This window comes from Salinivirga sp., from assembly GCF_055145285.1.
Map to the genome: position 1 here is coordinate 20,890 of NZ_JBSRDC010000001.1, position 22,273 is coordinate 43,162.

The 22,273-nt window shown below is 38.9% G+C and carries 17 protein-coding genes; 4 read left to right on the forward strand and 13 right to left on the reverse strand.

The window, feature by feature from the left end:
- Positions 1–5 precede the first annotated feature (5 nt).
- The 7 genes from ACTB0Y_RS00080 to prmC form a co-directional block, all read right to left on the reverse strand.
- Positions 6–473: a CAP domain-containing protein gene (locus ACTB0Y_RS00080; RefSeq protein ID WP_463204737.1), complete on the reverse strand. Its 468-nt coding sequence runs from the start codon at positions 471–473 to the stop codon at positions 6–8.
- Positions 452–1,231, reverse strand: a complete 780-nt coding sequence (locus ACTB0Y_RS00085) for an enoyl-CoA hydratase/isomerase family protein (protein ID WP_463204738.1) — start codon at positions 1,229–1,231, stop codon at positions 452–454. Before ACTB0Y_RS00085 ends, ACTB0Y_RS00080 begins: the two co-directional genes overlap by 22 nt.
- Positions 1,232–1,233: 2 nt before the next feature.
- On the reverse strand, positions 1,234–1,575 hold the full coding sequence (arsC, locus tag ACTB0Y_RS00090; RefSeq protein WP_463204739.1) for an arsenate reductase (glutaredoxin): 342 nt from the start codon (positions 1,573–1,575) through the stop codon (positions 1,234–1,236).
- Positions 1,576–1,586: 11 nt separating this feature from the next.
- Complete coding sequence (locus ACTB0Y_RS00095; RefSeq protein WP_463204740.1) at positions 1,587–2,027, reverse strand: hypothetical protein; 441 nt, start codon at positions 2,025–2,027, stop codon at positions 1,587–1,589.
- A 32-nt stretch (positions 2,028–2,059) separates the two neighbouring features.
- A protein-coding gene (gene prfB / locus ACTB0Y_RS00100) for a peptide chain release factor 2 (RefSeq protein WP_463204741.1) occupies positions 2,060–3,152 on the reverse strand; the annotation gives its coding sequence in 2 pieces (ribosomal slippage) (positions 2,060–3,088 and positions 3,090–3,152; 1,092 coding nt in all).
- A gap of 89 nt (positions 3,153–3,241) precedes the next feature.
- A complete protein-coding gene (locus ACTB0Y_RS00105; protein ID WP_463204742.1) occupies positions 3,242–3,703 on the reverse strand; it encodes a regulatory protein RecX in 462 nt (153 codons plus the stop codon).
- Positions 3,704–3,783: 80 nt separating this feature from the next.
- Positions 3,784–4,632, reverse strand: coding sequence for a peptide chain release factor N(5)-glutamine methyltransferase (prmC, locus tag ACTB0Y_RS00110; RefSeq protein WP_463204743.1), 849 nt, complete (start codon positions 4,630–4,632; stop codon positions 3,784–3,786).
- 99 nt (positions 4,633–4,731) lie between these two features.
- Between prmC and ribD the strand changes: the two genes are divergently transcribed.
- Complete coding sequence (ribD, locus tag ACTB0Y_RS00115) at positions 4,732–5,814, forward strand: bifunctional diaminohydroxyphosphoribosylaminopyrimidine deaminase/5-amino-6-(5-phosphoribosylamino)uracil reductase RibD (RefSeq protein WP_463204744.1); 1,083 nt, start codon at positions 4,732–4,734, stop codon at positions 5,812–5,814.
- Here ribD and lpxK read toward each other — a convergent pair.
- From lpxK to ACTB0Y_RS00140, 5 genes are all read right to left on the reverse strand, one after another.
- Entirely contained in the window at positions 5,797–6,888 is a 1,092-nt protein-coding gene (lpxK, locus tag ACTB0Y_RS00120) for a tetraacyldisaccharide 4'-kinase (protein ID WP_463204745.1), read from the reverse strand. The two genes, ribD and lpxK, sit on opposite strands and share 18 nt — an antisense overlap.
- 137 nt (positions 6,889–7,025) lie before the next feature.
- The gene (gene dnaK / locus ACTB0Y_RS00125) at positions 7,026–8,945 is read right to left on the reverse strand and encodes a molecular chaperone DnaK (protein WP_463204746.1); all 1,920 of its coding nucleotides are present in this window, start codon (positions 8,943–8,945) and stop codon (positions 7,026–7,028) included.
- A 146-nt stretch (positions 8,946–9,091) separates the two neighbouring features.
- Positions 9,092–12,463: a SpoIIE family protein phosphatase gene (locus ACTB0Y_RS00130; RefSeq protein ID WP_463204747.1), complete on the reverse strand. Its 3,372-nt coding sequence runs from the start codon at positions 12,461–12,463 to the stop codon at positions 9,092–9,094.
- A gap of 163 nt (positions 12,464–12,626) precedes the next feature.
- Positions 12,627–17,384, reverse strand: a complete 4,758-nt coding sequence (locus ACTB0Y_RS00135) for a beta strand repeat-containing protein (RefSeq protein WP_463204748.1) — start codon at positions 17,382–17,384, stop codon at positions 12,627–12,629.
- Between the two features lie 8 nt (positions 17,385–17,392).
- Complete coding sequence (locus ACTB0Y_RS00140) at positions 17,393–19,651, reverse strand: autotransporter outer membrane beta-barrel domain-containing protein (protein WP_463204749.1); 2,259 nt, start codon at positions 19,649–19,651, stop codon at positions 17,393–17,395.
- 416 nt (positions 19,652–20,067) lie between these two features.
- On the opposite strand from ACTB0Y_RS00140, the gene xseB reads away from it, so the two are divergent.
- The gene (gene xseB, locus ACTB0Y_RS00145; protein WP_463204750.1) at positions 20,068–20,271 is read left to right on the forward strand and encodes an exodeoxyribonuclease VII small subunit; all 204 of its coding nucleotides are present in this window, start codon (positions 20,068–20,070) and stop codon (positions 20,269–20,271) included.
- Here the strand turns inward: xseB and ACTB0Y_RS00150 are convergent.
- The gene (locus ACTB0Y_RS00150; RefSeq protein WP_463204751.1) at positions 20,268–21,059 is read right to left on the reverse strand and encodes a hypothetical protein; all 792 of its coding nucleotides are present in this window, start codon (positions 21,057–21,059) and stop codon (positions 20,268–20,270) included. The two genes, xseB and ACTB0Y_RS00150, sit on opposite strands and share 4 nt — an antisense overlap.
- A gap of 155 nt (positions 21,060–21,214) precedes the next feature.
- Between ACTB0Y_RS00150 and ACTB0Y_RS00155 the strand changes: the two genes are divergently transcribed.
- Together ACTB0Y_RS00155 and ACTB0Y_RS00160 are read left to right on the forward strand one after the other, a co-directional pair.
- The gene (locus ACTB0Y_RS00155) at positions 21,215–21,862 is read left to right on the forward strand and encodes an AlbA family DNA-binding domain-containing protein (protein WP_463204752.1); all 648 of its coding nucleotides are present in this window, start codon (positions 21,215–21,217) and stop codon (positions 21,860–21,862) included.
- Complete coding sequence (locus ACTB0Y_RS00160) at positions 21,855–21,983, forward strand: hypothetical protein (RefSeq protein ID WP_463204753.1); 129 nt, start codon at positions 21,855–21,857, stop codon at positions 21,981–21,983. The genes ACTB0Y_RS00155 and ACTB0Y_RS00160 overlap by 8 nt, the downstream gene beginning before the upstream one ends.
- Positions 21,984–22,273: the final 290 nt, after the last annotated feature.

The following is a 22,273-nucleotide window of genomic DNA, read 5'->3' on the forward strand; positions in this document are numbered from 1 at the left end:
TAAACTTATTGTGCAAAAATAACAGTGACATACTGCTCATCGTTGGCCTCAGAAATACCTATTCCAATATTTGCATAATTCCCGAGTATGGTTTCATTGCTCTCCTTGTCGTCAGTCCATTGTTCGATAAGGTCCCTTCCATTAATACTACCACTTGCGACCAACTCAGCAAATAAGTTGCTGTTAAGTTCTGTAATTACCTGCTCGTAACGGTAGCCTTGATTGGCATGGCTTAATGAATTGCTTGTGCTCATTGTATTGGAATGCGACCGGGCTAATTCATCCAAAAAAGTATTGCGGTCCAGCGCGGGATACCCATTTAAAAGCCTGTAATGGTTGATATGGTCAAAAATATTATCTTCCACATCAGCAGGTGGGGCAAACAGACTATCATCATCCTGACAGCCACTCATGGTTATGAGTATAGCCAGCATAATGAGCTTAATTATTGCTATAGGTTTTTTTCGGGCCATTGTGGTTTAGTCTTTGTTTGAAACGATTTCAACCCATGCCTGGCGTTCGGGTGCATTGCCAGACGGGTAAAAATATCGGTTGACAAATCGATTCCCTGATGGTAGGGCATTTCTGAAGCGCGATAAACAACTTCTTTTATTGCAGCCAAAGCATACGGGTTTTTGGCAATTAATTCATCTGCGATTTCAAATGCTTTTTTCCGCAATTCGCCAGGTTCCACTAACCAATTAACCAGCCCCATATCATATGCTTCTACAGCAGAAATATGCTGCCCGGTCATAAGCATCTGCATAAGTCTTTTTCGGCCTACATGGCGTGATAAAGGCATTGCAGGGCCTAAGCAAGCCAACCCGACTCGAATAGCCGTAGTGCCAAACACGGCATCTGCAGCAGCCACAACAAGGTCTGATGCAAAAGCCAGACCTGAACCATTGGCAATTCCATAGCCTTTTACAGCTGATATCACCGGTTTTTGCATATTAGCTATGGTGTGATTATGCAAATCCATCAGGGTAAGCAGGGCCTTTTGTTTATGAGCATCGGCCTCATCGAACTGATCGAGTGCTATACCGGTACTAAAATGTTTTCCTTCTGCTTCAATAATAACAACCCTAATGTCGTCGTCATCATCAAATTTCATGAGGCTGCTATTCAGCTCCTGGGCAAATTCCTTATTGAAGGTGTTTTTGCTTTCTGGCCTGTTGAGCTGGATCACCCCTTTTTGGTTTTCTTTATAGGATATAATTGGATTTTCCACTGCTATAAAATTTTATCAATTTCTTCGGGTGGTTGCGCCAGAACGGCTTTGTCTTCCTTAATTACAATGGGGCGTTTAATAATTTTGGGGTTGGCCACCATTTCTTCAATTATTTGCTTATCGGTGAGGGTTTTGTCCCTCATGTTTTTCTTGTAATAATCTTCTTGCTTCCGCAATAATTCACCGGGTTTCTTACCTGTTTTACCTATAATATCTTGTAATTCTTTTACAGAAGGTGTATCGTTGAGATATTTAACTATTTCAATATTTTCAACTTTCGATTGCAGGTAGTTCAATCCTGCCCTGCTCTTTTTACATCTCGGGTTGTGGTAAATTTTAATCATAAATAATGTGTTTAGAATTTGCCCATGTTACCCAGCATTATTATTGCGCATCCTTTGTCGCCATCTTTAAAATGGCCGGAAAGATAATATGCCTGAGTTTTTTGACAGAAGAATTCAAAAATATTGTGGTGTGTGGCAGAAGCTTCGTCGTAGGAAGAGGCATATATTTTAAAATCGTCATAAAGTTTAATGATGGCTTCACCATCTTTGGCTTTGTCATTTTTAACAACGAACCTGTAGCGCACGCCTTTATATAGCATTATGGTGAACTCTTCGCTCTCTGGTTTTCTTTTTGACGACTCTTCAAAGCGAATACGAAAATCTTTAAGGTAGGTACCACCTTTGATTTTCTGATAGGCTTCACGTTTTAGTTCATTTCCACATTGCGCATGGACATCGCTCAAACTAAAGAAACCCATAAATAATATGAATAATGCCAATTTATTAAGCATACAATACAAATTTAATATTTTTTTTTACTTTATTAAAGCACGCTTCCATACTCCATTAAATAGGCTTTAATAAATATATTTATATCTCCATCCAAAACAGCATTTACATGCGATGTTTCTGTATTGGTTCGCACATCTTTCACCAATTTATATGGATGTAAGACATAATTTCTGATTTGTGAGCCCCACTCAATTTTCTTTTTTTGTCCTTCTACTTTTGTTTGCTCTTCTCTGCGCGTTTGCAATTCATTTTCGTACAAATGTGATTTTAGCAAACGTAAAGCATTTTCTTTATTCTTGTGTTGTGAACGTGTTTCTGTATTTTCAATAGCTATGCCTGTTGGCTCATGTCGTAATCTTACACCGGTTTCAACCTTGTTCACGTTCTGGCCCCCTGCTCCGCCGGAACGAAATGTATCCCAAGATATATCTGCAGGGTTAATATCAATTTCAATCGTATCATCGATGATGGGTGCAACAAAAACCGACGCAAAAGAAGTTTGCCGTTTGTGATTGGCATTAAAAGGCGATAGTCGAACCAACCTGTGCACACCAGATTCAGATTTCAGGTAACCATATCCGTATTCGCCTATAATTTCGAGTGTGACGGATTTAACTCCGGCTTCGTCGCCGGGTAACAAACTGATCTCCTTAACCTTATATCCATTTGTCTCTGCCCAGCGCAAATACATGCGCATAAGCATCTCAGCCCAGTCATTACTTTCTGTTCCGCCAGCGCCGGCATTTATTTTAAGTATTGCTCCAAGCTCATCCTCCTCCTTACGAAGCATGTTCCGAAATTCCAGATTTTCAATGGCCCTGATCAAATCATTGTAATGCGATTCAATTTCTTTCTCGTTTCCTTCTCCTTCATTGTAAAAATCGATCAGCACTTTTAAATCGTCTACCTTTGATTTTGCCTGATCGTATTCCTTTACCCATTCTTTTAATCTTGTAATGCTTTTGAGCTGTTTTTCAGCTGCTTTGGGGTCATCCCAAAAATCTTCTGCCTGGGTTTTTTCTTCTTGTTCTTCTATTTCTATTCTTTTGTGGTCGATGTCAAAGATGCCTCCTCAACGCATCCAGGCGTTTTTCAACTTCTTTTATTTGGTCATTTTGAATCATTATTCTATGTTTTTTCTAACAAATATAACAATCATGTCAGGAAACATGCAAGTTATACACACATTTAAAAATATTACTATTTATAATTTCTATTCCTGCATCTTATCCCAAAGGTCAAATATTATTCCAGTTTCGAAACCCCTTGAAGCCATGAAGCGAAACACTTTTTGTTTGCGCTTCTGATATTCGTCATTGATTTGCTGATTTTTTTGTTCCATCAAACTTCTGGCTGTTTCAAGATATTCATCTTCTCCAATTTGTTGCAGAGCTTCTGATATGTACAATTCCGGAATTGACTTTTGTTTTAATGCATGTTGTATTTTTATCATTCCCCACTTGTTAAATCTAAATTTATCGCTAACAAAAGCGTTTGCATAGCGTCTTTCATCAATAAATTTTTCTGTTTCAAGTTCTTCTAAAATCTTATTGTGCAATTGTTGTGGGGTATTCCATTGCCTGAACTTTTGTAAAACGTCTGTTTTGCAGCGTTCTGTATGGCTACACCAACGCATGGCTTTAGAAAGGTGCTTTTTGTAATCTTGATTATTCACAAATATTTATTTAGTTTATTGTCTAATATTTTGCAATTTACAATTCAAAAATAATCAGTCTGTTGTGTAAAGAGGTAATTTTAAAGAGCCTTATTATTTGTGGCTATTACAAATCTTTCTTTATTATGGATATCCTTTACCGATTCCACTTTTTGAAAGCTATGCCCGAACAAGGTTTTTGTTTCGGTTGAAAGCGATTCGTTGATTTCTAAAACAATGGTTCCTTTAGCTGATAAATAATTTTGTGCATACAGAAGTATTGCTTTATAATAAATTAGAGGGTCATTGTCTGTTACAAAAAGCGCATTTCCCGGTTCAAAATCCAATACATTTTTTTGCATCCTATTTTTTTCAGACATTTTTACGTAAGGCGGGTTACTGACTATTACGTCGAAGGGTTGTTCCCACTTTCTTGCTGGGTTTAGTATATCGTCTTTAAAAAAACATACATCAGCGTCATTTATCTTTGCATTTTTGCGGGCTACATCCAATACCTGATCATTGTAATCCATAGCCCAAACAGTGGCATCAAGTACCCGGTTTAGTGAAATTGCAATACAACCGGACCCTGTGCCGATATCAATCACACTTTTGGCTTTGGGAGCCCTGTTTTTAATAATACCAATTATTTCCTCTGTTTCTGATCTTGGAATTAGCACATTATGGTCGACATAAAATTTTCTTTCCAGAAACCAGGCTTCATGTAGAATATACTGAATGGGCTCACCTTTTTTAAGCCGGGACATTATTTTATAAAAATTCTGTTCAAGACTGTCAGGCACTTGCTGTTGATTATTCATATAAAATTGGGTGCGCGACATACCTGTAAAATGCTCAATAACGATAAAAAAAATGCTGTGTGCTTCTGTTTCTTCAAGCACACTACTAAGGGCTTCTCTAAAGGAATTAAATAAGGTTTGGTAGGTCATTGAAAAATATAAATTAACTTTGGTCAGGATTAAAAATACTAAAAGCGGGCAAGATAGTCACCCCCTATAAAACATAAAAGTAATAGGAAAAGATTTACGATGGGTCAGAACATAACAAATTTTGACATACGAATGATGCACAGGTGCTTTGAGTTGGCTAAAAATGGTGCTGGCCATGTAGCTCCAAACCCTTTGGTTGGAAGTGTAATAACATACGATAATAAAATTATAGGTGAAGGATTTCACAGAGCCTGTGGAAAACCACATGCTGAAGTCAATGCTATACATTCGGTAAAAAATCCTGATCTTCTTAAACACGCCACCTTGTATGTGAATTTGGAGCCGTGTGCACACCACGGAAAAACACCTCCTTGCAGCGATTTAATTATTGCCCATAAAATACCCCGTATCGTTATAAGCAATGTAGACCCATATGCCAAAGTGGCAGGGAAAGGGATAGAAAAACTCAAAGCTGCCGGGAGAAAGGTAATACACGGTGTAGAGAAAAAGCAAGGATGGTTTCTTAACCGCCGTTTTTTTACTTTCCATACAGAAAAGCGACCATGGATTATACTTAAATGGGCAGAAAGTGCTGATGGCTTTATTGACATCTACCGAGAGAATGCCGAAAATATACGGCCCAAATGGCTAACCAACCAAATGGCAAAACATTTAGTGCATCGGTGGCGTGCTGAAGAAGACGGCATTTTGGTAGGCCAGAATACGGCCTTGCTGGATAATCCAAGATTAAACACAAGGGAGTGGAAAGGGAAAAACCCGGTGCGTATTCTTATTGACCCGGAACTAAAGGTTCCTTCAAGCTTTCATATATTTGACAACAGCCAATCGACGCTGGTATTTAATTATATCAAAAATGGGAAAAAAGGCCATGTAGAATACATAAAAACAGTGCCTGATTCCTCAATGCCGGAAACTATAATTAATGAATTGTTTCAGCGCTCAATTCATTCGGTAATGGTGGAAGGTGGGGCATACGTTTTACAAGCATTTATAAATGCGGGCTTGTGGGATGAAACTCGCAGGTTTATTGGGGAAATACACCTTGGCAGTGGTGTTAAAGCACCTTATTTCACAGGCATTCCATCGACAAAGATGCTGATGGGAAATTCCATTCTTTATAAATATTACCGGGATTCAGGACTTTTAGATGGTACGATTTAAGCTTGAAGGTTTTTTGTTGTTGGATATATAGGAAAAAACCCGCTTTTTAAAATCCTCCTTGTCATCATCGAGGAACTCGACTTCTACAGGTACATAGTAAACCGGAAGGCTCGATTCTCTGAAACTTTGTGAATCATTGATGCGGATTGCATCTTTTTCGGTGGTTATAATTAATTTATAGTCACTGTCGATTTTATCAAAAGCTTTAATAACCCGTTTAACATCTTTAGGGCCATAGTTATGATGATCGCTGAAGCTAATGTGGCTGATATTATTGAAATACTCTGCGAGATATTCTTTCAGGGGCACTGGATTGGCTATGCCGGTGACCAGTAATACATTAAAATCTTTTTCCTTGGCCTGGTCAAAACTTAATTCTTTATCATGACTAAAAACACGTGTTAGGCTTCCATATTTTAAATAAGTAAAATAGAGACTTTGATAAGGAAAAAGCTTCATTTCTTTTGCTATTATACGACGGTCGATGGGCTTTAGCTCTCTGGGGGTTTTGGTTACAATTACAATATTGGCCCTTTTTTTCTCGTACATACTTTCGCGCAATCGGCCGTAGGGCAAAATATAATCTTTCTCCAATGGCCTGTTATAATCTACAAGTAAGATAGAAAGCCCGGGTTTAACGAAGCGGTGCTGAAAGGCGTCATCAAGCACAATGACATCTGGATCAAGGCCTGCTGCTCCTTTCATCAGTTTTTCGATACCCTTAACGCGGTTGGCATCTACGGCCAAAGCAATATCCGGATATTTTCTTTTAATTTGCTTGGGTTCATCTCCTATTTCAGATGAAGTGGATTCTTTGCCTGCTACAATAAAACCTTTTTTTTGTCTTTTGTATCCGCGACTAAGTACGGCTAATTTTTGCTCTTCGCCCAATAACCTTACGATATATTCTACATGAGGGGTTTTTCCTGTTCCGCCTACAGTAATGTTGCCTACTGAAATTATGGGTATATTAAACTCTTTGGATGGCAAGAGGTTAAGATCGAACATCTTGTTGCGTATCCAGACAATCATGCTGTATAAAAAAGTAAATGGTAGCAATAGCCAACGGAACATATTATGCCTTTTTGAGTTTGCCGAATGTAAATAAAAAAATGGTAAAAACACAATTTTTTTCGCACGTACAACTTGGATTGAAGAAAAAAAGGGGTGCGCAACACACCCCTTTTTGATTTATAATAATTAGAATCTAATTATTTTACTTCTTCAAAATCTACGTCAGTAACCTCATCGTCTCCACCTTTTTTCTTTTTGGAGTCGTCCTGGGCCTGGCCTTCGGCTTGTTGTTCTTGCTGGCCACCACCCTGCTGTTGCTGCGCGTTATAGATTTCTTGTGAAGCTGCCTGGAATACAGTGTTGAGTTCATTGATTGCTTTATCGATTTCCTCAACATCTTCTTTTTTGTGCGCTTCTTTCAGTTTTTCCAGTGCTTCTTCAATTGGCTTCTTCTTATCGGCCGGAATTTTATCACCAATTTCTTTCAGTTGCTTTTCAGTTTGGAAGATTGTTGCATCAGCCTGATTGATTTTGTCAATTCTTTCTTTGGCTTTTTTATCTTCCTCAGCATTGGCATCGGCTTCATTCTTCATTTTCTTGATTTCATCTTCGCTCAAGCCTGAAGAAGCCTCAATTCTAATGCTTTGCTCTTTTCCAGTACCTTTATCTTTGGCCGAAACATTCATAATACCGTTGGCATCAATATCGAATGCTACTTCGATTTGCGGCACTCCGCGTGGTGCTGGTGGTATATTATCAAGGTGGAAGCGTCCGATGGACTTATTATCTTTGGCCATTGAGCGTTCGCCCTGAAGCACGTGGATTTCTACCGATGGCTGATTGTCAGCTGCTGTAGTAAAAGTTTCTGATTTTTTGGTTGGTATGGTTGTATTGGCTTCTATAAGTTTGGTCATCACACCACCCATGGTTTCGATACCAAGAGACAGTGGGGTAACGTCGAGTAGCAATACATCTTTTACATCTCCGGTTAGCACACCACCTTGAATTGCAGCACCAACGGCTACAACTTCGTCAGGGTTTACACCTTTAGAAGGTTCTTTTCCAAAGAAATCTTTTACCACTTTTTGTATGGCTGGTATACGAGTTGAACCACCGACAAGGATTACCTCATTTATATCAGAGTTACTAATATTGGCATCGCTCATTGCTTTTTTGCAAGGTTCCAGGGTTGCCTGAATCAATTGGTCGGCAAGTTGCTCAAATTTAGAGCGGCTAAAAGAACGAACAAGGTGCTTGGGTACTCCGTCAACCGGCATAATGTAGGGAAGGTTGATTTCTGTATTTGTTGAGCTTGACAGTTCGATCTTGGCTTTTTCTGCAGCTTCTTTGAGGCGTTGCATAGCCATAGGGTCTTTTGTCAGGTCGGCACCTTCATCTTTTTTAAATTCTTCTACCAACCAGTCAATAATAACTTCATCAAAGTCGTCACCACCGAGGTGGGTATCACCATTGGTTGATTTTACTTCGAATACACCATCGCCTAATTCGAGTATAGAGATATCGAATGTACCACCACCAAGGTCAAATACAGCAATTTTCATGTCTTTGTCTCGCTTGTCAAGACCATAGGCCAATGAAGCGGCGGTAGGTTCGTTAATGATTCGCTCGACTTTAAGTCCTGCAATTTCGCCGGCCTCTTTGGTTGCCTGGCGCTGCGAGTCGTTAAAATATGCTGGTACTGTTACCACTGCACGTGTTACATCTTGTCCAAGGTAATCTTCAGCGGTTTTCTTCATTTTTTGAAGTACCATTGCTGATATTTCCTGTGGGGTATATTTTCTATCGTCAATTTTAACGCGTGGTGTATTGTTGTCCCCTTTTAAAACTTCGTATGAAGTTCTTCTTACTTCTTTGCTTACATTATCATAAGTTTCACCCATAAAGCGTTTGATGGATGAAATGGTTTTTTGTGAATTTGTAATTGCCTGACGTTTGGCCGGGTCCCCGACTTTACGTTCGCCATTTTCCACAAAAGCCACCATTGAGGGTGTTGTGCGTTTTCCTTCACTGTTAGGAATTACTACGGGTTCATTCCCTTCCATTACGGCAACACACGAGTTAGTTGTTCCTAAGTCAATTCCTATTACTTTACTCATATTGTATGTTTTTAATTTATATTCTAAATTTCATACAATATGAGTCAATGTTTATGCCACAGGCGGAAAGATGAAAATATGCGCAAAAATGACATTTTTAGCCCATAATTGCGTATTTTTTCATGTCATACTGTCAATTTAACCTGTTAACTAATTTTCACGCCGAGTACAACAATATCATCTACCTGGGTTTCATCTCCTTCTTCAATCCATGATTCTATACGATCGTCGAGGATTTGTTTTTGCTCTTGCATAGGTTTGTCGTGTATCTTAAAGAGTAGCTTTTTGAATGATTTGGACATAAATTTTCGTCGTTCGGGGCCTCCAAACTGATCGACGTAACCGTCGGAAAAAGTATATATTTTCATTCCTTCCCTGATAGGAACTTCTTTTGTTTCAAATGGTCTTTTCTTAATATGAATACCAATAGGCATTTTGTCAGCTTTGATTTCCTCCAAAATGTAGGTTTCATCAAAAAGGGCTCTCCTGGGTAGTTTAGAGTTGTCGTCTTCTGCAATTGCCTTTTGCTCCTCTTCTGTTTGTTTTCTGATAATATAAAGTGGATTATTGGCACCGGCATAGTGAATCTTGCGATCATCCTTATCAATCACGTAAAGCGCCAGGTCCATACCATCTTTTGATTTAGCATCATCACCTTCCTGCTTAAGGGCATCAATTACATGTGCTCTTAATTGGTTAAGGATTTCTCCGGCGTCTGTCACCACATTTTTATTAACGATTTCATTGAAAAAAGACATGCCCAGCATACTCATAAACGCACCAGGTACACCGTGTCCAGTGCAGTCTGCCGCTACAAGAATCGTTTTATTTTTAATTTGTGTCATCCAGTAATAGTCCCCGCTTACGATATCGCGTGGTTTAAAAAGCACAAAGTGTTCAGGTACTGCTTTTGACAACATTTTCTCTGAGGGCAATAGTGCCTGTTGTATTCTGCTGGCATAATGTATACTATCGGTAATGCTCTGGTTTTTTTCTGCAATTTCGTCGCGCTGTTTTTCAATTTCTTCTTTTTTCTCCATTATCTCGGCAGTACGCTCTTGCACAATTTCTTCAAGTCTTTCCTTTTCTTGCTTGAGTTTACGAGTGCGCCATTGAACAATTATTCTTATAATAAAGACCAACACGATCAGATATCCGATGATTGCCCAAATAGTTTGATACCAGGGAGGCAAAATACGGAAACTGAAAATACTGTAAGCAGATCCATGAGAAATGTCCATTTTATCGGTTTCGCTTTCAAAACCATAAATATTTCGTGCCCTGACTTTAAATGTATAATTACCGGAAGGTAAATTATTATAATCTTCAAATGTTTTAGTATCCCATGAAGACCAGGCGTCATCATATCCTTCCAGTTTATAAGAATACAGTATTTTGTTTTCCTCTTCAAAATACGGAGCTGAAAAGAAGAACTCTATATCATTGCTTTTATATCTAAATGCAATGGGTTCTTCCTGATTACTACCATCCGGTACTTTTGTTTGTGTGGTACTATATCCTCCATAAATTAAAGAATCGTTACCCAGTAGGACTTTGCGAATTAACGTGTTAAAGGATTTGTTGGCAAATGCTTTTTCTAGATTTTTCACATAGGCAAAAAGTCCTTTGGAACAACCAAACCAAACCACCTCATCTTCGGGATATATGGCATCAAACTGCACATTAGGGAGCCTGTTAAAAATTGCAGTATCATATGTCGACCATGTTCCATCTTTTTCCACTCTGCGAATTCTTTGTTTTCCCTCACTAATCATATTAAAGTAGTAGTATTGGTCATCCCAATTTAAACTTGATACACCCATGTTAGTTTGAGCAGCTAACTTTCCAAGTTCTTTGTCTTTTGTAAAAAGGTCTTTTGCTTTATCATATTTAAACACTCCGCTGGGATTAAGCGCATAAAGATTATCATCAAGAACTATAATTTTGTTTCCTGCCGGGGTTTCTAACCCATTTTCTGTTGTATACCGTTTAATCTTGTCATTTTCTCTTTCATATTTCACAAGGCCCTTAAAGCTGGTACCTAACCAGTATGCACCATCGTAGTAACCTATTCCTCTAACTTTAGAATCCACATTTTTTTTCAGTTCCTGCCTCCACAAATTACCTTCATTTTTAAGAATTATAAGGTTTACATTTGTTCCGATGGCTATTTCATTTGGTTTATCAGGGTTGGGAACACTGATTTTGTAAATATAGAAGTTACGTTCCTCCTCAATTCCTTTTGTTCTTCTCTCAATAATACCATTATATCCGTTTTTGGTTATTTCATGTAAGCCTCTCACAGAGCCAACCAATAATACTTCTTCATTGTTGTGAGGGTATGTGTAAGTATGCAGGTCCCAAACAGAGTGTTCAATAATTTTCTCAAATTTAGGGTTAAAGCCTTCGTAAGTTAATTTGAAGAGCCCGGAACTGGTACCAACATAAAGATCGCCATTAAAGCGGATTATATCCAGCAAATGGCCGCTGAGCCCGTTTCTCTGATCCATAACCCTAAAGGGCAAATGCCAGTCAATGCGTATAATACCATTATTCAAAGTAGCCCAAAGGGGCGTATAGATACCGCTGTCTGAATAAACTGACGAAACTCTTTCATCACTGGGTAACCCTGTATTTTTGCCGTATACTTCGTATGGTTCAAATTTTTGCGAAACTAATATGCCTCCCTGCAAGGTTGCAAAGGCTTTATACCCTGTAGAAACATCGGCACTGTAAAGTTGATTTTCCTTGAGATATTTGTTGATTTCTATATGCGGTATTCGGGCAACTTTAAGGTCCGGAAGTGTCATTGTAAATAGCCCTGAATCGAGTGTTCCAATCAGTGCACTGGTATGGTTAATTTTCTCAAGCACAAACGCGTTTTTATTATTTAGAATCCGATTGTTTATGGACGTAAAACTTGTATCTTTTTTAATTTTAATGTCAGGGTTATACTTTAATAGCCCCTCATAATACTGACCAACAAAAATCAGGCTATCAACAACATGCGTAAAATTACTGAATTGCGGTAAGTTTATTACATCTATGCGGTTATCGTAATACTTAAATATTTTATTAAAAGAAGCAAACAAAACAGTGTCTGCGATAATATATGTTTTCCAAATATCTCTGAAATTCTTAGCGTCTGATGAATCAACTAAACTAAGTAATGACTGATAATAAAGTTTGCCGCGCTCATCAGGCACAAGTTTACCAAACTCATTTACTGCACCAACATATACAGTTCCATGCTTGTCGACAGCTAATGACCTGACAATTGAATTGTTACTTATAGGTATTTGCCTCCAGCTATTACCATCGTACTCTAAAACGCCTTCATCATTATTACCTACATAAACAACACCTCTGTGATCTTTGACCAAAGCCCAATTTTGCTCTGTTCCGCCATATTCGGCCATTCCATAATAGCGGTAAAATGGATAACCATATTGGTTTACCTGGGCATAATTAGTCATCGAAATTATTAAAAAAACGAGAATGTAAAATATTCTTTGCATTATTTATTTATTGAATACATATATCTTGATAAATAACAGGAACCGCAATTTGTTCTGAAAAAGTACCATTAATTTAGTTGACATTCAAAATGCAATTAAAAATACAACCAATAAAAAAAGGAGGCAAATAAAAAAGCCCCCTTTTTTTATAATTATTTAATTATTAGTTTCTAACAACACCCTTGACTTGATAAATTTTCCCTTGTTCTGTTAAAAACTGTATTAAATACATACCATCTTTTAAAACTGGAATAAAATGGTTCGTACTTTTTGCTTCAACATTGTATTCTTCAATTCTACGTCCATTTAACTCAAAAATGATTAAACTGCCTTTTCTCGCATATTCATGCTGTTTGAGATAAATTTCATTCCCGGCTACATATAATTCTACAGTACCTTTGTTTCCTGCAATGCCCACATCGTTGGCAATAATTATATCCTGAGAATTAAGGGCTTCCACTCCAAACAAAACACTGTCGGCAACCGCAAGGCTAAATGCATGATTCTGTATGATACCGGAACCGCTGTACTCAAAATCAATTGTAAAATGAGCAGAATCAATTATTGTGAGATTTTCAATTGTGAGCCCTTCAGGCGCTGCTTGCAAAACAATATCGCTACTTGTAAAGCTATTCGTGATTATCCAATCGTCTATCATTTCAAAGTCAATTGCAGCATTATTTAGATTACTTTCATAAACGGTATCTGTAAGAGCAAATATTTGCTCAAGCAGTGGTTCAAAAGTTATGGAATTATCTGTGGTTAATGAACTCCCTGCTGCATCGTTATACTCAGATGGTTCAATCTCAAGGCTAACTGTGTGGTTTACATCGTAATCTTCTACCCTGTTGCCACTGATGTGAATTTCTGCATTTATTTCGCTGAGGTAAACCACTTCGTTGACCATCACGCCGGCTGGGAGCCAGACAAATGACCAGGCATTTGAGTTAAGCACCGGATTAAAGGTGCCTCCTGATAATTCCACTTCAAAAATATATCCATCTTCACGGCCTTCGGTTATTGTTGCCGGATTTACAATGGTTAATACTTCTGAATCGTTGATGGCTGAAATGGTTAATGTGTTGGATGTATAACTATTATTAGAAACCACTTCTGCACCAGCCATACCGATAGCAAAGTCTAAATAATCGACATCGAAGTCAGTACCATCGAATGCCAGGTTTAATGTTGCGACTGTAGGAGAAAGATAATTCACGCTGAAAATTTCACACCCGGTCGGTGCGTTCAGCAAACTAAAGTTAGCCTGATCGAGTGAATTATCGGCAAAACTATCATCGATTAAGGTCAGATCGATTACGGCTCCATTTAAATTTTCTTCATTTAGCCCTGCGTGAGATGCCTGAAGTTCTCCGGATTCCAGTATAGCAGTAATTGAAAGGGTGTTGGAGCTCACCTGCTCTCCAGTAGAACTACCAGCTGCCAAAAGCGTTACATTAAAGTTAGCATAATCTGTATCAAAGTCGGTCCCGTTAAAAGCCAGCTCAATATAAACAGAATCGGATGTTTCGAGCACAACGTTACCTTTAGTTAAGCCCGGAGGATGATTGTTTAACACAAAGTTGGAGGCATTGATGGGTGTCGCAAAAGTACCTCCACTAAATTTCAAACCAATAATTGCACCGTTAAGATTATCTTCATTGAGTGAGGTGAGGCTACTTAGTTGCAGGTTTTGTGCTTCAATAACTGCACTGAAAATAATAGATCCCGAAGCCGCAATTTCTGCTCCATCAAAGTCATCGACCTGAGAACCTCCAATGATTAATTCATCTACGATGATATCGTTGTCGTAATCAGCAGAGGCATTTCCGGCAAGAATTACAGTTGCCTCAGTTGGTGCAACTTTATTGATAGCACCTATACTAACACCTGGGGGAAGACCAGAAAAAACCCATGCATCGGGACTTAAACCATCGGCGAATGTACCTCCTGAAATTACAATATTAACCTCGGCCCCATCTTCAAAGCCCTCCGTAATCAAGCCTGCTGTAAAAGACAGGTTTTCAGTATCATCAGTGGCAATAAAGGTCCACCCTGCGAAAGCACTAAGTGCACTGGAACTTAATTCAAATTGAGAGGCTTCAATTGTTACACCTGCATCCAGAATATTGGAGTCGTAGTCCTGTGTCCGGTTTCCTGATAATGTAACCTCCACGACGGTATCATTCAGCCGTGCAATATTTCCCGGTGTGACCCCTTCCGGTAAATTGCCAAATGTAAATGCTCCGGGATCAATGGTTGAAATCAATGTGTCTTCTCTAACTGTGATAAACAACATTTTGCCATCTTCTTCCGATTCATACAAATCGCCGTTGTCAGTTAGCACCAGTTCGGCAGGTTCAATTGTAGCGACAAATGTAACACCTGTGCCGGAAATATCAGATGTGGTCTCGTCTACTACTGCAGCATTTATGGAAGCGGTAGTGTTGGTGATATCAATATCATAATCAATTGTTGAGTTCCCGCTCAGGGTAATGCTTAATTCATGCATATTTTCACGCACAACATTTCCAACTGACACACCCGGGGGTAAATTTGTCATTACCAAATCACCTGATGTAAAAGCCGGAGAAATGGTTCCGCCGGATAATATCGCTGTTATTAAAGCACCGTCTTCCTCACCTTCGGTGAAGGGTCCTCCAGATAAAGCAAGGGTTTCATCATCATCTATAGCGGTTATAGAAAGGTTATTATCAGATTCCAGGGCAGTACTTCGGTCATCAACATCTTCAGCAGACACCGTAAGAGCCAAATCTGTGATATGGGAGTCGAAATCGGTTTGTCTGTTGCCGGAGAGAGTGATGTCTACTTCGAGCATACTGTTGCGGGTTAAATTTCCAATTTGAACACCTTCAGGCAAATTGGCAAAAGTCCACCTTGAAAGCTGTGGCGGATTCCTGAAAGTACCTCCTGCAAGAGTAGCAGTAATTACTTCTCCATCCTCCGCACTTTCGGTTATGCCATCAGCATCAGTAGCAATGGCAATATGTTCCGGGTCGTTGTAGGCATTAAAAGTTACCCCTGAAGTAACTGTAACAGGGTTAGAAACGCCACTAATCTGGCTACTGCCAATGGTTAATTGTACATTTGTAATGTCGGTATCATAATCAACATTTCGGTTGCCTGCAAGAAAAATATAAACCGCAGTATCGTTTTGTCGATTAACACTTCCAATACCAACACCTCCAGGTAAATTATACATGGTCCATTCCCCTGCTGTCAACGGATCGACAAAGTTACGCTCATCGATAAAAACTGTAATTTGGTGACCATTTTCAGCACCCTCATTTATACCGGATCCACCGTCGGACATGCTAATAATCAAATCTTCATCTACCGCTTTAAAGGTTACACCTGTTGTAAGTACAAAATTACTCCCTGAATATTCATTTACGTCGGAAGCGGGCACAGTTAACTCAAAGTCTGTAATATCCGTATCGTAATCTGATGTACTGTTCCCGGCAAGTTCCACAGTAACCTCTGTAGCTGATTGCCTTGTAATGGGGCCCAAAGAAACACCAATTGGCATATTAATGGCAGACCAACTTCCGGTATTAAGGGACTGAGCAAAGGTACCCCCCGAAAGGGTTACAATTATAATTTCGCCATCCTCATTAGCTTCAATTATACTACCATCATCTGTCATTGAGAGGTTTTCAGCGTCATTATCAGCATTTATCGATAAGGTGTTTTCAGCGTTCAGGCTGCCGGTAGATGTATGTACAAATTGACTTTGGTTTACACTCAAGTTGAGCGTTTTATCAGAATCATAGTCATCCAGGCGGTTTCCTTCCAGGGTAATTTCAACAGTATCAGCATATGTTCTGCTCAAAGCTCCAATACTCACCCCAGTAGGTAACCCACTGATATTCCATCGACCTTCGTCGAGCGCTAATTGAAACTCTTCATTTAAAACCGATGCCTTTATCATGTGTCCATCTTCCATATTCTCCTGAATATTACTCTCAACGTTCCAATAAAGTTGGGGAGTAACAGCTTCTGCTCCGCCACCCGTAAATTCACCGAACTCACTAACAGTGGCTGTCAACTGGTTGTTGACAGTATTGGCAGCATCGAAAACATTCCAGAAATTACCATCATATTTCAGTGTGCTGAAGTTCGATTCTGTACCAAAAATATCTGTGTTAGCATAATTGAGTGATACATCTGCATCAAAACCTGAAATTCCTGAAGAAGTGATTATCCAATAACGATTGAGGTAATCTGTTGAATTACTGTTTTCAGGATGCTTTACATCCGACATCTGCAAATCTGCATAGCCGTTTGTAAATGTTCCGGAGGAAAAATTAATAGTTGCAGGCAAATACACTGCTGTTGCTGAATTATCGCCAACCGGAAACGTAAATGACTGAATGCCATCAAAATACTTTCGAATTAAACCATTATTCCCGGGAATAATCATAGCTGTTGCATCGGGGCTGCCGGAAACATTATTTGATGCTCCTAAAGTCAACATATTATCATTTAAGACCATGGAGCCCAAACTAAGCTGCAAATCACCTGATATAGTAATATCTGTATTCAAACTGGTTCCGGCCCCATTCAAAATAATATCCTCAAATAAAATGGGTTGTACCCCACCAATTGTTTGTATTGATGTTCCATTGAAAACGACCTCTCCTATTCCATTCAGATTTATGAATACTTCATCGGCCGATGCAATATTGTTAAAGAAACCACTGATCTGAATTTGTCCATCCAGATCAATGCTCCCATGCTGTGAACCAAAAGATTTATTAGTATATCCAGTTGTATTATCGCCCTGAACCTTAATATAAGCTCCATTTTGCACGATAATCGTGGCACCATTGTTTACGATCCCTTTTTGGCCATAAAATACAAGTGCAGAACACATTAGGAGAACTATAAATATATTCTTCATAAGTACTATTATTTCAGGTCTTCAATAAGATCTCTCAGCTCCTTATTTGCTTGTTTCAACTCTTCAATTTCCTGAGAATTTGTTTTTATCTCTTCAGCTTGCTGTTGAATAGTTTTCTGCTGTTGCTGCATCAAGCCCACAACAACAGGTACCATTGCATCATAATTAATTCCCGGATTTTCTGTTTTAGTGGTTACATATTCATTTCGTTCCGGGTCAAAATCAGTATCAGTAGTAACTACTGCAGCTGGCGCTACTTTAAGTAGCGATTCAATAGTAAAACCATATTTTAACTGACCTCCCCGAAGCTCATCTGTATAATAATGAACAGGCTCAAGCTCTTCAAGTAAATCAATATCAATATTTATCTTTTCGGCAGATTTGCGTTGTTGACTTTTTACATAAGTTACATATTCCAGAGCTACAACGTCATCCCAATGCTCAGTAGATGTGTTATTTCCCAGGTCATACGCCTGAATACTTCCACCATATGGGACAATATCATTGTCTATACCTGTTCCGCCAGCTAATCTTCCTATTCTATATCCGTTTAATGAAATTGTGGCATTTGCATCACTAATATCCAAATTATAGGCAGGGTTATCGTTGTTTATTCCAACATTTCCATTAAATGTGATGGTTTCTACTGAAAAATCGCCATAAACCAGTTTGCTGGTAGAATTGTTTCCAATAATAAGCTTATCAGAACCTGTTTCATTGTAACCTGCCCGGTAACCGATAAACACATTCCTTTGGCCTGTAATATTGTTGTAACCAGATTGATTACCTATCAATACACTGTTAGTTATTGTAGAAACCGTAGCGTAACTGCCGCCATTACCGCCGGCATTTTCTCCCAGAAATACGTTATTGCTACCATCGTTGGCATATCCGGCCCTGTTACCGAGATATACATTTCGGGAACCGGTGGTCCCGTGAGAACCTGAAGTTGTTCCTATAATTACATTACTACTGCCGTCTTCATTGCCTGAACCTGCAAAAGCTCCGATATAAATATTATCCAGTCCTTCAGAATTTTCATAGCCGGCCTCTCTACCAATAAACACATTACGGTAACCACCTCCGGATAATCCTTGATTATTAAATCCGCTTCTGTTACCTATAAAAACATTAGACCATCCATCCACGTTGTTTTTACCGGCATAAGTACCAATAAAAACATTGGAAGCACTATTATTTAAGCGGCCAGCCTGATAACCAATGGCCACATTGTAGAAACCGTCTTTGTTGCCCATACCTGCCTCGTATCCGGCGTAAAAGTTTTTGGTTCCGGAGGTGATAGAGTCTCCGGCCCGATGACCGATAAGATAATTCTCTACAGTAAGATTCAAAAACTGAGAGCTGCCTTTGCCTGAGGTTAATCCGCCTACAGCAAACCCACCTTTTTGTGCTTTTGCTGAGTTATTTACATATATCCGTGCACTATCGCGCTCCACCGTAAGATAGTTCTCAGGAAGTGCTTTCCCCGATGTCAATCCGCCTACGGCAAAACCACCTTTTTGGGCTTTAGCCCCTGCTTTATGGTAAATTCGTGTGCTATCGGGATTTAGTATAAAATACTTATTAGCCACGGCCTTCCCTGAGGTTAGTCCACCCACAGCAAAACCGCCTTTAAGCGCTTTGGTTGAACTGTCATCTATATAAAACCGTACACTGTCAGGCGTAATGCGCATATAATCGGTAGCAGTAGCTTTGCCTGAAGTTAGTCCTCCAACTGCAAAGCCACCCTTCTGCGCTTTAACGCTATCCTCAACAAAATTTACTCTTACCTCATTTTCATAAACAGCAAATATCACATCGCCTTTGCTATTTTTAACGTCGAAAAGCGGATCATCAGGAGATGAAGATGACCCCTGCACACTAAGCCGGCTCATCGGGGTTGCCGTACCAATGCCCATTTTGGTATTTTCACCTGAAAGGTAAAAAACAGAGTCACCAATATTCTGGAACAATTGCCCGCCACTCACAGGTAACCAACTGGAGCCTGAATAAAAGTAATAAGCATCGTTATCTATATTGTATATCAACAAGCCGGCAGCCGGAGCATTGATATTACTCATTTGTACATTTGTCAATCGTGGTATTAGCAACCCTTTGTTGGTAGAATATACGTCTAACACTGCACTATTGTCGGCGGTGTACGTATTGACATCTGTAATCGCTGTGTTCTGTGCAAATAAGAAATTAGCTGACAAAAACTGCAAAACAACGATTAAAAAAACTAAAACTTTACTTATTTTTTTCATGGCTAAAAGGTTTATTTTTATCTAATTCAATTACTGACACAAAAAGTAGTTTCATGAAGCCAAACTTTTATCTTTTTGTATATGAATAATTTATTGTTATAAATTTAATTGTCCCAAAAGAAAAAACATCCATCCTTATTCGGTCGAAACCGATTTTGGATTATAATAAATGTTTACCAACGCATTACTAAGTCCCTGATAATTCTTTTCGCCTGACAAAGCAACGTTCTGGTGAAAAGAAAAACCAGCGAGTTGCACAATCGCCAAAAACACCACACATGCAGATTTAGCTGCATCCTTGAAGCAAATTACTACATGAAATGCATTTAACCAAGCAAAAAGAACCCAATAACATTTACTTAACCTCACGATTTCATAATGGTGAAAATTAAAAATTGTTATATTTGCCTAAAAAAATGGCAAAAAAATTTTCATACAGCGAAGCCACGCAAGAAATTGAAGGTATTATAGAACAACTCGAAGCCGGCGACCTTGAGATTGATGAGTTAAGCACAAAAGTTAAACGTGCCTCGCAACTGATAAAGAAGTGTAAAGATCACCTAAAATCAACGGAAGATAAGGTGAACGAAATTCTGGATGAGGAACAGGAAGATGATTAAACATTTTTCTCTAAATAGAAGTGAACCAACTTGTGCAAAGGCTCTTTAACAATGGCCTGAATTGGAATGTTTAAAGAATTTGCCACCTGAAAGAGCAGGTTTTCACCAAGAAAGGCTATTGATCCACCAAACGCAATTGGATATGGGTGCTTCTGTAAATGGTAGCTATAGAAATCAAAATATTTGAAAAATGCCTGTCGGCAAATATCAGCAAGGAATTGATTATTAAGGTTTCGCATCAAATACCTGGTAAATAGTTGCTGTACATTTTCCTCTGCTATGCTTTGGGCTTTTATCTTTTGCAAATCGCTAAGGATATCGGCAGGTAAATTACCGGACTGGTACAAACCAAATAGCTGAGCACCTAAGTGCGTACCACTGCCGGGATCTTTCTCTTTGCCGGGCGAATCCACTTCAAAACTCAGGCTATTACCATCGAAGTAGGCCATTGAAGAGCCTGTGCCTAAAACAGCCACATTTCCGGGCGTAGATCTCCAAACACCATGAGCCACTGCCATTAAATCTGAATACACGTGAACATTGGCCCCGGGGAACCAGCCCAATAAAAAATGCTTAACTTTCTCAGCCTCCTGAGCTTTTGCACAGCCAGTGCCATAAAAATACAGATCGGTAATATTATTTTGATTCTCTTGCAGCTGCAACGGGCACACTAAATTGTCACTTAAAACAAAGGGGTGCATACCTGCCGATGACAGATATATTACCTTTTCACCCTGAAGAAGTGCCCACATAGTATTTGACCCTCCGCTATCTGCAATTAAAATCATATAACCGTGTTTTTAGTACAGTCAAATAAACCGTCAATTAGAATTATACGAAATTATTTCTGTTACAAAAGTACAGATCCAAAACAATAAAGGAAGATAAGAATCTTTTATTTATTGAATAGTAACTATTTTTGTAAACATAAAACGGAATAAAGGTGAGTAAAAGTTATATACAGCAATTAATAAGAGCAGGGGAGCATCAGAGACAAGATTTTAAGTTTGCGGTAAATGACGCCAGAAAAATTGCCCGGTCCCTTGTTGCTTTTGCCAATACAGATGGAGGGAAGCTTCTTATCGGAATCAAGGACAATGGAGCAATAGCGGGTGTGCGTTCGGAGGAAGAAGTTCATATGCTTGAGGCTGCCTCACAACTTTATTCCAAACCCAATGTACCTTATACTGTAACCGAATGGAATATTGGCGGAAAAATAATTTTGGAAGTTGATGTAGCCCCGGGCAACCAAAAACCTTACTACGCGCCAAATGAAGAAAAAAAATGGCTTGTGTATTTACGTGTTAATGATCAAAACCGACTGGCCAATAAAGTTATTTTAAAAGTTTGGCAAAAAAAACGCGATAAATCTGGTATATACTTCGCCTATAGCAATAACGAAAGATTCCTGCTAAACTACCTTGAAGAGCACCCGACAATTACTTTTTCGAAGCTTTGCCGGTTAACAAAAATGCGCCGGTTTGAAGCAGAAGAATTATTAGCAAACCTGATAGTGCTTAATGTAATTGAGCCCGATTTTTCGTCAACCAAAACCATCATGTACCGGTTAAAAGTAATTCCAGATGCATAATAGAATACTTGCAGAAAACCCTGCCGGGTTATGCGAGGAGGATATTAGTAGAAATTTAATCATTGTAAAAACCGTAGGTGGATTTTTACTCAGAAAAGGCGCCCAAAACTTTCAAACTTAATCCGGAATGCTGCAAAGCCTAAATAAGGTTTTACACTTGCGAAACTTGATTGGCTTACCAATTCTGAAAAAGATAAGCCCTCTGAAAACATAAAATTACCAAACAGGAAGAAAAATAGAGAAGTGCTGGAGTTTATTAAAGCCTTTTATACCAATATACCGACAATTAACCCAACTTGAAAATTTTGGTCTAAAAATCAGGAAAGTAGAAAAAATATTGGATTTCTTAAACACACATAACCAAGCAATTATAAAGAGCACATTTTTCGACCATATTCTTAATCAGCTGAA

Bases quoted from the DNA above. Each gene is read 5' to 3' on its own strand.
- lpxK (WP_463204745.1), bottom strand. From the start codon at position 6,888: ATGTTCCGTTGGCTATTGCTACCATTTACTTTTTTATACAGCATGATT.
- dnaK (WP_463204746.1), bottom strand. From the start codon at position 8,945: ATGAGTAAAGTAATAGGAATTGACTTAGGAACAACTAACTCGTGTGTT.
- ACTB0Y_RS00140 (WP_463204749.1), bottom strand. From the start codon at position 19,651: ATGAAAAAAATAAGTAAAGTTTTAGTTTTTTTAATCGTTGTTTTGCAG.
- arsC (WP_463204739.1), bottom strand. From the start codon at position 1,575: ATGATTAAAATTTACCACAACCCGAGATGTAAAAAGAGCAGGGCAGGA.
- ACTB0Y_RS00130 (WP_463204747.1), bottom strand. From the start codon at position 12,463: ATGCAAAGAATATTTTACATTCTCGTTTTTTTAATAATTTCGATGACT.
- ribD (WP_463204744.1), top strand. From the start codon at position 4,732: ATGGGTCAGAACATAACAAATTTTGACATACGAATGATGCACAGGTGC.
- ACTB0Y_RS00095 (WP_463204740.1), bottom strand. From the start codon at position 2,027: ATGCTTAATAAATTGGCATTATTCATATTATTTATGGGTTTCTTTAGT.
- ACTB0Y_RS00080 (WP_463204737.1), bottom strand. From the start codon at position 473: ATGGCCCGAAAAAAACCTATAGCAATAATTAAGCTCATTATGCTGGCT.
- ACTB0Y_RS00160 (WP_463204753.1), top strand. From the start codon at position 21,855: ATGCATAATAGAATACTTGCAGAAAACCCTGCCGGGTTATGCGAGGAG.
- prmC (WP_463204743.1), bottom strand. From the start codon at position 4,632: ATGACCTACCAAACCTTATTTAATTCCTTTAGAGAAGCCCTTAGTAGT.
- ACTB0Y_RS00150 (WP_463204751.1), bottom strand. From the start codon at position 21,059: ATGATTTTAATTGCAGATAGCGGAGGGTCAAATACTATGTGGGCACTT.
- xseB (WP_463204750.1), top strand. From the start codon at position 20,068: ATGGCAAAAAAATTTTCATACAGCGAAGCCACGCAAGAAATTGAAGGT.
- ACTB0Y_RS00135 (WP_463204748.1), bottom strand. From the start codon at position 17,384: ATGAAGAATATATTTATAGTTCTCCTAATGTGTTCTGCACTTGTATTT.